Here is a 13,758-nt window from a genome sequence, read left to right as displayed (position 1 = left end):
CTCAGCAGACCAATACGAAACGCTAGTTAGCGCTAAGGTTACTTAACAAAAATCCGCTTATCGTCCCTAAATACAGTATATTTGCTTTAGTCTCCCTTTATTTAGATAAAAACTCATGTATTTCTTCTTTATTTGTGTCTATATCTACATCAAGCACAGCAGAACCATTGACTCGAAGATCTTGATAAGTCCCATCAACAGGAACTCTCAATGTCTCTACTTCTTGGTCTTTATTGCGAATTAAATCAGACCCAATATACAAGATGTCTTTTGTACTCATGCTCGTATTAATATACGGCATCATAACACCAGCCAATTTAGGGAGTTTAGCAACTGTCTGCACCCCTGAAATTTGTGAAGCAAGTGCTTCAAGGGTTTTTTGCTGTCTTTCTACCCTACCGAAATCAGAGATAGCATCATGTCTAAAGCGCACATAACCAAGCAGCTGCTTTCCGTTCAGCTTTTGCAGGCCAGGCTCCAATGTTACCCCAATATTCTCTGACATCCTCTTTTCGACGTCTATCTCCACCCCATCTGGGAATGTCTCATCAATAAGCGCCTCAAATCCTTGGAAATTGACAATTGCGTAATATTGAAGGTCTATATCAAAGTTCTCCTTGATTGTTTGCCGCAACAGCTCTGGTCCGCCAATTGTGAAAGCTGTGTTAATTCTGCCCTGACCGTTTCCAGGTATATCAACATACATATCACGCATTAAGGAAATTAGTTTATATGTGCCCTTGTCCGGATGAAACTGGGCTACCATAATCGTGTCTGTGCGGTATTTTGTATCTCCTTCTCTAGCATCACTACCTAATAAAAGGACATTAGTCCCGCCATACTGGTCTTTTTCCCCATTAAATTCATATTCAACCTTTTCTATTGCACCATTTTCCAGTGCCTTTTTTTTCCCGGCATTATATTGAACAAATATGTATACAGCCGCAAATATTATCAACAAAACAAGAAACAAGAAAAAGACTCTGCCTTTTCTCAGCTTTCTTTTTTTCTTTCTGGTTTGTCTATACTCTGATCGCTCCATCCTCCATTGTTTCCTTTCTTAGCTTTTATCTATTCTAACGTTTTATGATAAACATAAGTTTCTTTTCCATTGTTACCCTTAAAAGAATAAAATACTCTTACGTATAAAGGATACGTATTATCTATTATCATATCAGATAAATAGATATGCAAACATTTAATTTCCATATTTTTAATTACATTTAAGGAACTTAAGATGATTTTAATATTAAAAGACTCTTTTCTCATCAAAGCTTATTTCGCATAAAAAAATCGCCTGCCTATTAGGGCAAGCGATTCTTTATATTACAAATAATCAATAAACCAATTATTAATATAATTCAAACGGGAAATGCGCAATGTTGGTTTGCCGCTTCTAGATAATTCATGATTGGATTCTGGGAAGCGGACAAATTTCGTTGTCTTTTTCTGCTTTTTAAGTGCAATAAACAACTGCTCTGCCTGCTCAATTGGACAACGGAAGTCCTTTTCACCGTGCAAAATTAACAGCGGAGTTTCAATATTATTGGCGTATGCTAACGGTGAATGCTTCCATAATGTTTCGATATCATTCAAGTCTGCTTTAATTTGCCAATCAGAGAAATAATAGCCGATATCACTAACACCATAGAAGCTGATCCAGTTGGAAATCGAACGCTGTGTAACTGCAGCCTTAAAGCGATTTGTATGGCCGACAATCCAGTTTGTCATAAATCCGCCATAGCTTCCTCCTGTTACTCCAAGGCGGGTTTCATCTATGAAATCAAAGTTTGCACATGCGTAGTCAACAGCATCCATTACATCCTCATAGTCCTTGCCGCCATAATCGCCTCTAACCGCATCGACAAAATGCTGACCATATCCGTGGCTTCCGCGCGGATTAATGAACAGCACGGCATAACCATTTGCTGCAAGTGTTTGAAACTCATGAAAATAGGAATTAGCATACATTGCGTGCGGACCGCCATGAATTTCAAGAACAAGAGGATATTTTTCTCCTTCCTTATAATCAGCAGGCTTCATCACCCAGCCATGTAATTGCCAGCCGTCTCTTGATGTCAGCTCGATTGGTTCTGCTGGTGCAAAGCTATGTGTTTCTGTAAATTCCTTATTCACATCTGTCAGTTTAACTGTTTCGCCTGTTTCTAAGTTCAGGCTGTATAAATCACCTGGTTCTGTCGGTTTGCTGATTGCAACAATCGCCTGCTTTAAGCTTCCGCCAGTAGACAGCCCGTACACATGCTGATTGTCAATCAGACTTGGATAGATTGCTCCCTCCTCATTGCCAAAATAAACAATAGTATTACCATGGTCTGTCGCAAGAAAAACAAAGCTATTATTATCCTCGCCCCATAGAATTCCTGGTGTAACTGCTCCTTGCTGAAAATCTCCAATCGCAAAATCGCCGACATTCACATCCCAATCTTCTGTTAAGCAGCGGAGCTCTTCCCTGTTCAAATCATAAACCCAGATTTTATACAAGGTAGCATTTTCGTATTCTCTACCGCTGCCAATAATGCCGATTTTTTGGCTGTTAGGCGACCAAGTTACTCTTCCAAATTGGCCATTGCTTTCTGTGATTTTCTTCCATTCTTTCGTTTCTAAGGCGTACAGATATACATCCGATTCGAAACTGAAGTCTTTATCCTCACTTTCATCTGCTGTAATAGCAAGATACTTTCCATCTGGAGACCAGCTTTCTAAGTAATAGTCATTTTCTCCTGAAGTGACTTCCTTCAGTTCTGCTGTTTCTTTATTTACGATTGCGATATGGCTGTAACTGCCATTCCAAAAGCCTGCACTGTCTGATTTATATTTCATCATATCCACTTCTAATGCTTGTGGTTTCTCTTCCGTCTTTTCGGTAATTTCCTTATCCTGAAGGCTTTCCTTTTTACCAATGCTCGTTTGGAACGCAATCTCACTGCCGTCAGCAGACCAAACAGGGTTAGAAGCACCATTGCGCACAAATGTAAGCTGCTTTGCTTCTCCGCCGTTTTTGTTCAGCACGTAAATTTGGTTTTTTCCGCTTCGATTCGAAACAAATGCGATTTCCTCGCCGTTTGGCGACCATCTTGGCGATGTGTTGCGATGCTCTCCAAACGTCCACTGATAGCTTTTGCTGCTGTCCTCTAAGCTCTGATAATAGATATTGGAGTAATAAGCATCCTTGTCTTCCGAAATGCCTGTCACTACATATAGAAATCCCTTCCCATCCGGGCTTGCTTGCGGATCAACAATTGATTTTAATTTGTATAAATCCTCAGACGTTACTTTTCTCGATTCTCCCATGTCACAATTCCTCCCTTTATTAGCTATATCTTATTTCGACATTAGAAATAAATTTCCTTCAGGAGCATTGCATTTAATTTCTTTTTTGAAAGAAAATAAGCGAAGGCCAAAAAAAGAGCTGCAGGATTTTTTATTTTACACAGCTTGAAAGGATCAGGCAAATATTGTACTATCTAAATAGAACATTTGTTCTTATAAAGATTTCAAGGAGAAGATTGACTATGACGCGCATACCGGAGAAGGATAGATATATTATGGAGCAAGCCATTTATCTTCCCATGCTGTTAACCGTTCTAAACCGCGACCTCCTGACAATCAAGCAGAGCAGTTTTAAACTAAAACAGCCTTATATTGACCTTGTGGAAATTACGATGAAGACAATTCATACAGAACTTCGGGAAACAAAGGAATATATGCAAAAGCATAAGATGAAGGTGGAAGAGGTAAAAAGGGATGAAGCCTTCACGATGTATTTATTCCTATACAATGGTTACGAAGAATATCATAACTATTTCAACCCAAGGCTTCGCAATCGTGTCCAAGAGCTATTGGAATATTATCTGTACAAGCGGCATACCGGATGAGAGCAGTTTAACTTGTCTTATTACAGGGTATACATACTTTACAACGGATTTTCACTGTCTTCCTGATTGTGGCGGATTTTTGTTTGCAGCAAATTTGTTCTTAATATTTGGTTATTGAAGGTATGGAAAGATACATCGATAGACAGTCTTCGGTCATTGCGGAATATAACAGTCGTTTTACCTTCTCCCTCTACTACTCTGTCTGAAATATGATGAAGAAAAAACCACATGCATGCATGGTTTGAAGGAGAATGAGTGGGAAATGCATAAATAGTGCTTTTCGAATCAATGGATATCGGCAATTTATGCTGATAATTCATCAATGCCCTCGTACCCTTTCGTTTCCCCTCATATGTGCATCCGAAATACTCACAGCTTCGCTTAATTATTTTACCTGGCGCTAGTTTGCACATATAAATATTGGCTCCTTCATATATTTTAGAATAAACTTCGCCATTCTTCTGTAATTCAGGCAGGATTGCAAGCGTGTGATAATTCACTTCATACAGGTCGATATTTTTCCGTTTTTCAGCCATTATTGTTTCTCCTTTCTGGTAATTAGAGCACTGCTGTATTAACTTACATCGGTTGCATTATAGCATGTCAATTCCTAGAAATGTAAGCGGTTAGCGAATCGTCTTAAATAGTTCAAAAATCCGCTTTGTTTTCAAAATTTTTAAATTATTTTATTGATATTTTCTTATTTTTGCCATATAATATTAAAAAGGCATCAGGGGTGAGTCCAATGAATGAAAAGTCGTACACAGAGTTAACTAAGTTAAGTGCTATGAATAGACACAAAGCGAAAGAGACTTATGTGAAAGAACTTTACATCGACATGCTTCTTACTGAAATTCAATGGAATTTAGAGAAAGCCAGTTTAATGACTCAAATTGATCACGCCATAGACGAACGAAATGAAGCTGAATTTATTCGGCTGAGCAAACAATATACGGATTTATGTAAGCGCTTCGATAATTAAATTCCGCAGTAGGGCATCTATTTAGGACTTGTTAAGCATTCCTGATAGATGCCTTTTTTTGTGATTTTACTCATATAAAAAAACGCTATCCCTTCATTAGAGATAAGCGTTTTTTTTTGCCTAGTCAGTATTGTTCTTGATTAAAATACTCTTCTCTTCCAAGGCAGATATTCTTTCAAGCATCGTTGGATGGCTGTAGCGAAATACTTTAACAAGCAATGGCGGATTAACTTCGCTGAGGCCGGTTTTTGCAAGCTTTTGAAAGGTTGTTATTCCTGCTTCAGGATCTTCCGTTAAAGCAACTGCATAATTGTCTGCCCTCTTCTCCTCATATCTCGAAACAACATTAGCAAACGGATTTGCAATAAACAGCAGCATCGAAATAAGCAGTAGGACTAAAGGGAAGGATTGAATATCCTCAACCTTAGAAACTTTTAGAGCAGGACCGCACCTATTAATAATTAGGTTCATCAGCCTGTAAATGAGATAAAGGCCGAAAAATGACAGCACAAGAGACAAACCGATTCCAAAGTAAATATGCTTTTCAACATAATGTGCCATTTCATGGGCCATGACAAACAGAATCTCATTGTCTTTTAGTTCCTGAAGTGTAGTATCCCAAAGTACGATTCTCGAATTACTGCCAATTCCCGTTACATAGGCATTTAAGGCATTGGTTTTGTCTGACATATTCACCTCAAACACATGCTCTGCAGGGATGTTGGACTCTTTAGCCAATGCGAGGATTTTCTCCTCCAGCTTCTCATCACTTAAGGCAGTAAAGTTGTTATACAGCGGGTCAATGATGACTGGCTGGATAAATGTCATAAACAATGTGAATGGGACAGACAGCAGCCACGCATAAAGCCACCAGCGCTTTTTGCTTTTGCTCATCAGCCAATACAGGACGGTAAAAATAACAAAAACAGTTGCATAATTGACCCAAAAATCTATCAGCTCGTCTTTCATCCACGAAGGAAAGCTTTGTGTGGAAATATGATAATCTCGTGAAAGCTTATAGCCCAAATAGCTTAAAGGAAAGGAAACTGCATAAGCCATTAAATGGAGCCAAAACAAATAAATCGCTTTTTGGATGATTTTATATTTTCCTGACTCCTCTCCCCATTTGCGGAAGGCTTTTGAGAAGCCAAACAGCAGAATAAACAGATAGATCAGCCATTCAAAGGGAGTGGAAATAAAGAATAAAAAGTTCTTTAGTTTAGAATATTCCTCACTTAATCCCAGCTCTCTGCTATTCAGAAAGGTGGATGGATCTGCGGCGGATCCTTGGTATTCAAAAGGGAGCTTTGAATCTGCGAAATAAAACAAATACCAATAAAAAAATAAGCCGTACATGATGAATAATAATACTGAGTAAAAACCTATTTTTCTTGCCATTATTCCCCTCCTTGCCTTGTACAACCCTTGTTACTATTAATAAGACTAAAAGACGACATTTAGAACAAGAAGTTTTAAATGGACTAAACAACACCGCTAAACAAAAAAAGCACTGGGCTAATAAACCCAGTACAGCGGATTAATATATTAAATGAAGGAAGTCTTCCTTCGTGATATTGCCGAAATAATGCTTGATTGATGTTTCCTCAAGAGCCTTTTCTAGTTCACTGCGGTCATAGCGCAAACCAATCAGCTTGTTCTCAATGTCAGAAACATCGCCGACTCCAAAGAAATCACCATATATTTTACAGTTTTTAATGATTCCTTTTGCGACATCAAAGCGGACATCAACTTGTCCAACAGGGAAACGATGGGAATGCTGCAAATTGAACTTTGGTGATTTTCCATAATTCCAATCCCAGTTTTGGTAACGTTCCTTTGAAAGAGCATGGATGTTTTCCCAATCTTTTTCTGTTAGAACGTATTCCTGGATATTTTCTTCCCCTTCAAACAGGTAAGCCAAGATAAGGCGTTTAAATTCTTCAATTTCCATTTTCTCTCTCAGGAATTCTGTAATATTAGCAACACGGCTTCTGACAGATTTAATCCCTTTTGATTCGATTTTATCTTTTCTAACTTTTAATGCAGAAACAATATGATCCATTTCTGAATCGAACAACAGGGTGCCATGACTGAACATTCTCCCTTTTGTGGAGAATTGGGCATTCCCAGAAATCTTTCTGCCTTCTGCCAGCAAATCATTGCGGCCGCTTAACTCAGCATCAACACCCATGCTTTGCAGTGCCTTGACAACAGGCTCTGTAAATTTGCGGAAATTATGAAAACTGTCACCGTCATCCTTTGTGATAAAGCTGAAGTTCAAATTACCTTTATCATGGTAAACAGCCCCGCCGCCAGAAAGCCTTCTGACTACGTGAATTCCGTTTGACTCGACATATTCTGTGTTAATTTCTTCAATTGTGTTCTGGTTTTTGCCGATGATGATAGATGGTTCATTTATATAAAATAATAGGTATGTTTCATTAATATCGAGATTTTTCAGCGCATATTCTTCAATCGCCAAGTTAATGCGCGGATCTGTAATGCCCTTATTATCAATAAACAGCATATGTACACCCTCTTTTCCGTTATTCTGATTAAATATAGCATATCTTCTATTAAAAGAATAAACTAGCCCCTTTATACTATAACTAAAATTCGTCGAATTAGCACTTTATTTGTATCCTTTTTTCTTGTGGTAAAGTCAGGAATCTAAAACCTACTATCTAACTCAAAGAAAAGGCCGGGCTCCTTGCCCGGCCTTAACTCACAGGTTTATTCTGCTGCAGTCTCTGCAAACTGGCGTTTATGAGCAACTATGAAGTATAGAAGCGTACCAGCAATAAAGAAGATTGGGTACATTGCCAAAATCCTCGCATTATGCCACATAAAGTCGAAGTCTCCTGTCGAAATGACCGCCCTTAAGCCTGATACTGAATAAGACATTGGCAGCAATGCATGGATATGCTGCATAAAATCAGGTATAAGCTCTAAAGGGAATGTTCCGCCGCTTGTTGTCAATTGGAAAATCAAAAGAAGGACAACGATGAAACGTCCTGGATTCCCCAAAATTGTCACAAAGAACTGAATGATAGAAAAGAATACGAGACTCGCAATAACCGTAAACAGAATAAATAATGGGATGCTCTGCACTTCCATTCCAAGCACCTTAAGCAGCACAAATGAAGCTACAAGTGCCTGCAGAATTCCCACCCCAGCAAGAATGACCGCTTTACTTAAGAACCAGCGCAGTCCGTTTTTAGGAACTCCTTCCGGCTCATTGAATGAGAACACGATAGAAAGCATTAATGCACCAACAAATAATCCTAATGAGATGAAATAAGGAGCCAATCCTGTTCCGTAGTTAGGAACATCTGAAACTTTTTCATCTGACACAGTAACTGGTTCTGCCATCATATCATACGTCTTATCATCAGAGTGGATAGAGCTTGCATCATCAGCACCATCTGCCAGCTTATCTGACAGCTCCTTGCTGCCTGTTGATAAGGAAGCAGTTCCATCTGCAAGATCCTTCGATCCGGATTCTAGCTTACTAGTCCCTTCAGATAAAGCACTAGAACCTGAAGACAATTGATTCATACCTGTCAGCAATGAATTAACTCCTGTCACAAGTTCATTAGAACCACTTGCAGCTTTAGAAAACTCTGTAGAGTATTGGTTCATGCCTGCAATAAACTGCTCCTGGCCTGCAACCTGCTGTTTAGAGCCATCCTCCAGCTGTGCAGTTCCATCTGCAAGCTGCTGAGCTCCAGCTTGAAGCTGCTGTTCTCCGTCACTTAACTGATTCAAGCCGGCAGATAAGCTTTGTCCTCCTTGAGCCAATTTATCTGCTCCTTGCTGAAGAGCTTGCGTGTTTGTCGCAATTTGGCCACTGCCGTCTACAAGACTTTGAAGTGCTGCCTGAACTTCTTGCTTCTTATCCTCAGGCAACCCGTCAAGCATTGGCAGGATGGAATTTACTGTTTCCTGCACTTGTTTTGCTCCTTCATTTACTTGCAAGGCTCCGTCAGCTAACTTTTCAGAGTTGCTGCTCCACTCCTGCAGTCCTGAAGTAAGAGAGTTTGCGCCTGTTTTCAACTCATCTGTTCCTGCTATTAACGAAGGGATGCTGCTTTGTAGCTTTTCCGCTCCTTCTTTTGTTGAAGTGATACCATTTAAAATCGATTGGTCTCCGCCTTGCAGCTTAGCTGCTGCATCAGCGAGCTCTTTATGGCCGTCTTGCAGCTGACCTAATCCATCTGAAAGGCTTTCTGCTCCAGTCAGAAGCTCCTTTGCTCCAGAATTGGCTGTATTGATTCCATCTGTAAATTCAACCGATTTCTCGGCAAGTGTTTGCAAATTCTTATAAACTTCCTGTGTACCTTTATTGACCTTATCTGTTCCGTCACTAAGGTCCTTTGCTCCAGTGCTCGCATCTTCAAGCCCTGATGCCATTTTGCTTATATTTTCAAAAACAGATTCAGCATATGTCTCTGTTACTTCCTTGCCGACACCCTCCTTTATCTTTTCAACAGCTGAATTGCCGATTTGGGAGGAGATAAAATTAAAACCTGGATTAGAGACATATTTTAAATCCAATTTTTTCGGATTATCATCAAGCAATGTCGTTGCATTTTCAGAGAAATCCTTTGGTATTTCAATCAGCATATAATATTTCTGATTTTCTAACCCTTTGTAACCTTCCTCTTTATCTACAAACTGAAAGTCGAAATCCTTGCTGTCCTTCAGGTTGTCGACTAAATCTTTGCCGACCTCCAGTTTTTCATCATTCATTTCTGCACCGCTGTCCTCATTAACGACAGCAACTGGGAGCTTCTCTAAATGTCCATATGGATCCCAAAACGCCCATAGATAAATTCCTGCATATAATATCGGAATAAATATAATGGCCAAGATGGAAATAAGCTTCATCCGATTTTTGAATATTGAGGTCAGCTCTGCTTTTAATAAATTTTGTTTCATTGAAAACCACTCCATTTTACTGACCGTTTTGTTCATTTGGTCATTTTTATTTCTAAAAAAAGAGGACTATCTAGTAGACAATCCCTTTAATAAGGACCTTTCAACAGTTAAGGCGATCTCCTCTGACTGAAGGGGGGGATGGTTTTTTTCCCAATCAAAAATTAAGGAGATATACATTTTAAAGATAATAAATGAAGTCAGCTCAGGGTCACAAGGCTGTATTTCTCCTTTGCTGATAGCTTCTTGTACATGTCCCTTCATATAGCTAAGAATAGCGTTTTCCAGGCGGTTAAGTACTTCCTTCACTTCTAATGTTCCCATTTCCTTTTGCTCTTCAAACAACTTTATCGTAAGCTGATGCTCTTTTCTGTATTCAAGCATCCGAATTAGTGTCCGATGAACATTGTCCATAAAGCTAGAACCTGGATCAAAGGAGGCGTCTGCCTCTGCCTTCATTTCCAAAATAAGCCCTGTGATAATCTCATCAAAAAGCTGTTCCTTATTTTTGAAAAACGTATAAATAGTTCCTTTGCCGACATTTGCTATTTTCGCCACTTGGTCCATCGTTGTTGCTTTATAGCCAAACATAGAAAAGGACTTCGCAGCAGCTTCCAGTATCATCTTCTTCCGATCCATAGCCAAAATGCTTCACCTCAAGTCATGAAAAATAAGTCTGTATTTCTATTAAAAACTAAAAATGACCAAATGAGAAATTTGGTCATTTAGTACAGTTATGAATATAACATATCAAAAAAACTAGTGCAACAAGAAGCGGCTGAATTTTTCTAAGAAAAATATCAGCCGCTAAAAAATTACTTATTTAGAGTGAACAGACAAGCTGTTTAAAACAACCGTTGCCAGCGCATCAATAAATTCAGGCTGTGCATTCGGCATTTCTGGTCTGTAGTAAGACGCACCGATATCTTTTGTAACAACAAGGCACTCATAGTCATTATCATAAAGCACTTCAAGGTGGTCTGCCACAAAACCGACTGGCGTATAAACAAATGCTTTATATCCATGTTTTTCATAAAGATCTCTTGTTAAATCTTGAACATCTGGGCCAAGCCAAGGGTCTGGTGTGTTACCAGCACTTTGCCAGCCGATATAATAATTAGAAACACCAGCAGATTTTGCAATCAAATCAGCTGTTTCTTTCAATTGATCTGGATAAGGATCACCGTATTGAAGAATCTTTTCAGGCAAGCTGTGCGCTGAAACAATTAAAGCAGCATTGCTTCTTTCTTCTTCTGACATTTTGCTGAAAGTCTCCTGAACCTTTTTAGACCAATACTCGATGAACTTCGGCTCATCATACCAGCTTTCAACACTGTGAATAGTTAACCCGCCAAGCTCTTCGGCTGCTTGTTTCGCTCTGCCGTTATATGACTTAATGCTGAATGTGGAGAAATGTGGTGCTAATACAATACTTACCGCTTCCGTGATTCCGTCAGCATGCATGCTTTTAACAGCATCTTCGACAAATGGTTCAATATGCTTCAAACCGATGTACATCTTAAATTCAATATCTTCTTGAATGGAATTAAGATGGGCTTCGAGTCGTTCAGCCTGCTCCTGCGTAATTTTTGCCAGCGGAGAAATTCCACCTATTGCTTCATAGCGGCTTCTCAAGTCTTCCAACATCTCATCAGTTGGTCTTCTGCCATGTCTAATATGTGTATAGTATCTTTCGATATCTTCTTCTTTATATGGAGTTCCGTAGGCCATTACTAACAGCCCCATTTTTTTTCTGCTCATTTATTATCACTCATTTCTATAGTTTGATTGTCTATTAGGCTTTTTTTGCAGCTGAATACTCATGCACAAAGCTTGTCAGTTTTTTCAAGACAGCCGGGTCTACTTCCGGGAATACACCATGACCGAGATTAAAGATAAATCCGTCCTGCTGCATGCCTTGATCCAGTATTTCCTTCACTCTCTCTTCAATGACATTCCATGGTGCCAGTAGTACCGCTGGGTCAAGATTGCCTTGAACTGCTTTCGTCACTCCTAAGTCCCGCGCTTCTTTAATAGGCAGTCGCCAATCAAGCCCTACAACATCTAACGGGAGGCTGTTCCATTCAAGGGCAAGATGGCTAGCACCAACACCGTGCATAATAAGCGGTGTGTTTTCGCTTCTTAAATCAGTAAATATCTTTTCCATGACTGGCTTAATGAAAGTACGGTAATCCGCTACATTCAGTGCACCTACCCATGAATCAAAGATTTGAATAGCACTTGCTCCTGCATTTATCTGGGATTTTGCATATGTAACGACCATGCTTCCCAGCTTTTCCATCAATAAAGCCCAAGCCTCTGGCTGTGAGTACATAAAAGCTTTTGTCTTATGATAGTTTTTTGAAGGTCCGCCTTCAATCATATAGCTGGCAAGTGTAAATGGCGCTCCTGAAAAGCCGATTAACGGTACATCCAGCTGCTCTTCTGTCAATAATTTAATTGTGTCCAGCACATATTTAATATCTTGCTCAGGGTTTAACACACCGAGCTTTGCTACGTCTTCCATTGATATAATAGGATTATCAATAACAGGGCCAATACCTGATTTAATCTCCACATCAACGCCGATTGCAGGAAGAGGTGTCATAATATCCTTGTATAGTACCGCCGCATCGACATTGTACTGATCGACAGGCAGCTTTGTAACATATGCACAAAGTTCTGGCTGATGGGTTATTTCAAAAAGAGAATACTTTTCTTTAATCGCTCTGTATTCTGGTTGGGAACGCCCAGCTTGACGCATATACCAGACAGGTACGAAGTCCGTTTTTTCCCCTTTTGCCGCCTTAATGAATGTATCTTTCAATTCCTTGCTCATTCTTAATATGTCCACCTTTCCATTGCTTATGTTTTCCATTGTAATATATAAATCATAAATTCAAAAATAATTTAACTGTAATCATTATTAGATTATAATATTTATAAATAAAAAAGCAATAAAAAAGAATGTCTTTTTACAGACACTCACTATTTCCTTTTAATCTACAGTACTTTTGGATGTATAAATTAAATATATAACTTTTTCACTATCGTTGTATACAAAACTTGATAAATTGTCACAAAATAGACTAATTTACATCTTCTATCTTATTCCCATTTCGCTCTTGACCCAAACGCCACCAAGTAAATTTTGCGTATATTTCTTTTTTAGTCAGCCATTATAAAAAAGTATTACACCAATACAATTAAATTCCAAGGGAGCTTACAAATGAGAATAGCCGCACATGAAGCAAATGCATTGAATGAATTAACATTGAGCTGTGTCAACAGCATCACAAATATGGGCTATATGCTGCAGCATGTCCAAGATCCAGAGTTTAAATCCATCCTGCAAAGGCATTTCCCGCTTCATATTCGCGATTATAATATGAAGGTTGAATTCCTCAATAAAAGAGAAGGTGCAACGAAGGAGCTTCCTTTATTAAAGGAAGAAGCGAAGATGAATCAATTTACAGAAATGATTGCCCCGCAAGCTCCTCCTGTTCAGCCGAGAACGCTTGTAGAGAATATGAATGACAGAGAAATGGCCACTGCCTACCTGCTTACTTTAAAGCGTGCCGGCAGAGAATATGCTTGGAATGCAATGGAAATGGCAAATCCAGAAATACGCTCTTTTTGCCAGACAGCTTTCATGATGAGCTGCTCCCATGCCTATGACATGTGGCAGTATATGGTTAAAAAGGGCTATTATGTATTAGAACCAGCAGATGAAATGGCTGTTCAAAAAATGGGATCAATGTACTTGCTTGTCCCAGAAACAGACCAGCAAATGAACGGGTATATGATGAACCAAAATCCAACTGCAGGCCAAAGCAACCAACTGTACCAATAATACGAAGACAAGGCTGTTTGCAACTACAAGCAAACAGCCCTTGCTTTTTTGTTTCTTTAACATGCGAACTATAGTATCCTTGAAGCATG

At 39.1% G+C, this 13,758-nt stretch carries 12 protein-coding genes; 3 read left to right on the top strand and 9 right to left on the bottom strand.

The genetic code is table 11. The features are described from left to right. Positions 1–97 precede the first annotated feature (97 nt). Positions 98–1,042 (bottom strand): LCP family protein, encoded by a 945-nt coding sequence (locus tag M3600_RS07815; RefSeq protein ID WP_233316651.1) that lies wholly within the window; start codon positions 1,040–1,042, stop codon positions 98–100. 284 nt (positions 1,043–1,326) lie between these two features. Further along, the gene (locus M3600_RS07810) at positions 1,327–3,312 is read right to left on the bottom strand and encodes an alpha/beta hydrolase family protein (protein WP_251645265.1); all 1,986 of its coding nucleotides are present in this window, start codon (positions 3,310–3,312) and stop codon (positions 1,327–1,329) included. Positions 3,313–3,533: 221 nt separating this feature from the next. Between M3600_RS07810 and M3600_RS07805 the strand changes: the two genes are divergently transcribed. After that, positions 3,534–3,896, top strand: a complete 363-nt coding sequence (locus M3600_RS07805) for a YhjD family protein (protein ID WP_233316649.1) — start codon at positions 3,534–3,536, stop codon at positions 3,894–3,896. Between the two features lie 38 nt (positions 3,897–3,934). Here M3600_RS07805 and M3600_RS07800 read toward each other — a convergent pair whose 3' ends face one another. Further along, complete coding sequence (locus tag M3600_RS07800) at positions 3,935–4,432, bottom strand: competence protein ComK (protein WP_233316648.1); 498 nt, start codon at positions 4,430–4,432, stop codon at positions 3,935–3,937. Between the two features lie 209 nt (positions 4,433–4,641). On the opposite strand from M3600_RS07800, the gene M3600_RS07795 reads away from it, so the two are divergent. After that, positions 4,642–4,878, top strand: coding sequence for an IDEAL domain-containing protein (locus tag M3600_RS07795; protein WP_233316647.1), 237 nt, complete (start codon positions 4,642–4,644; stop codon positions 4,876–4,878). A 120-nt stretch (positions 4,879–4,998) separates the two neighbouring features. Here the strand turns inward: M3600_RS07795 and M3600_RS07790 are convergent, their stop codons facing one another. The 6 genes from M3600_RS07790 to hemE all read right to left on the bottom strand — a co-directional run bounded on the left by M3600_RS07790 (position 4,999) and on the right by hemE (position 12,655). After that, a complete protein-coding gene (locus M3600_RS07790; RefSeq protein WP_237940897.1) occupies positions 4,999–6,276 on the bottom strand; it encodes a M48 family metallopeptidase in 1,278 nt (425 codons plus the stop codon). Positions 6,277–6,415: 139 nt separating this feature from the next. Next, positions 6,416–7,405 (bottom strand): lipoate--protein ligase, encoded by a 990-nt coding sequence (lplA, locus tag M3600_RS07785; RefSeq protein WP_233316645.1) that lies wholly within the window; start codon positions 7,403–7,405, stop codon positions 6,416–6,418. A gap of 206 nt (positions 7,406–7,611) precedes the next feature. Beyond that, a complete protein-coding gene (locus M3600_RS07780; protein ID WP_251645263.1) occupies positions 7,612–9,819 on the bottom strand; it encodes a YhgE/Pip domain-containing protein in 2,208 nt (735 codons plus the stop codon). Between the two features lie 66 nt (positions 9,820–9,885). Next, entirely contained in the window at positions 9,886–10,461 is a 576-nt protein-coding gene (locus M3600_RS07775) for a TetR/AcrR family transcriptional regulator (protein ID WP_233316643.1), read from the bottom strand. Between the two features lie 174 nt (positions 10,462–10,635). Continuing rightward, positions 10,636–11,577 (bottom strand): ferrochelatase, encoded by a 942-nt coding sequence (hemH, locus tag M3600_RS07770; protein ID WP_233316642.1) that lies wholly within the window; start codon positions 11,575–11,577, stop codon positions 10,636–10,638. 34 nt (positions 11,578–11,611) lie between these two features. After that, positions 11,612–12,655 carry a uroporphyrinogen decarboxylase gene (hemE, locus tag M3600_RS07765; RefSeq protein WP_233316641.1) on the bottom strand — a complete coding sequence of 348 codons (1,044 nt, stop codon included), beginning with the start codon at positions 12,653–12,655 and terminating at the stop codon, positions 11,612–11,614. A gap of 390 nt (positions 12,656–13,045) precedes the next feature. Here hemE and M3600_RS07760 point away from each other — a divergent pair, with 390 nt between their 5' ends. Further along, on the top strand, positions 13,046–13,669 hold the full coding sequence (locus tag M3600_RS07760) for a spore coat protein (protein WP_233316640.1): 624 nt from the start codon (positions 13,046–13,048) through the stop codon (positions 13,667–13,669). Positions 13,670–13,758: the final 89 nt, after the last annotated feature.

The organism is Niallia sp. MER 6 (assembly GCF_023714395.1).
Classification (GTDB): Bacteria; Bacillota; Bacilli; order Bacillales; family Cytobacillaceae; genus Niallia.
Note: the sequence above shows the minus strand (reverse complement) of the source record. Positions and strands in the feature narration are given on the sequence as shown.

Bases quoted from the DNA above. Each gene is read 5' to 3' on its own strand.
- hemH (WP_233316642.1), bottom strand. From the start codon at position 11,577: ATGAGCAGAAAAAAAATGGGGCTGTTAGTAATGGCCTACGGAACTCCA.
- lplA (WP_233316645.1), bottom strand. From the start codon at position 7,405: ATGCTGTTTATTGATAATAAGGGCATTACAGATCCGCGCATTAACTTG.
- M3600_RS07790 (WP_237940897.1), bottom strand. From the start codon at position 6,276: ATGGCAAGAAAAATAGGTTTTTACTCAGTATTATTATTCATCATGTAC.
- M3600_RS07810 (WP_251645265.1), bottom strand. From the start codon at position 3,312: ATGGGAGAATCGAGAAAAGTAACGTCTGAGGATTTATACAAATTAAAA.
- M3600_RS07760 (WP_233316640.1), top strand. From the start codon at position 13,046: ATGAGAATAGCCGCACATGAAGCAAATGCATTGAATGAATTAACATTG.
- M3600_RS07795 (WP_233316647.1), top strand. From the start codon at position 4,642: ATGAATGAAAAGTCGTACACAGAGTTAACTAAGTTAAGTGCTATGAAT.
- M3600_RS07780 (WP_251645263.1), bottom strand. From the start codon at position 9,819: ATGAAACAAAATTTATTAAAAGCAGAGCTGACCTCAATATTCAAAAAT.
- M3600_RS07800 (WP_233316648.1), bottom strand. From the start codon at position 4,432: ATGGCTGAAAAACGGAAAAATATCGACCTGTATGAAGTGAATTATCAC.
- hemE (WP_233316641.1), bottom strand. From the start codon at position 12,655: ATGAGCAAGGAATTGAAAGATACATTCATTAAGGCGGCAAAAGGGGAA.
- M3600_RS07815 (WP_233316651.1), bottom strand. From the start codon at position 1,042: ATGGAGCGATCAGAGTATAGACAAACCAGAAAGAAAAAAAGAAAGCTG.
- M3600_RS07805 (WP_233316649.1), top strand. From the start codon at position 3,534: ATGACGCGCATACCGGAGAAGGATAGATATATTATGGAGCAAGCCATT.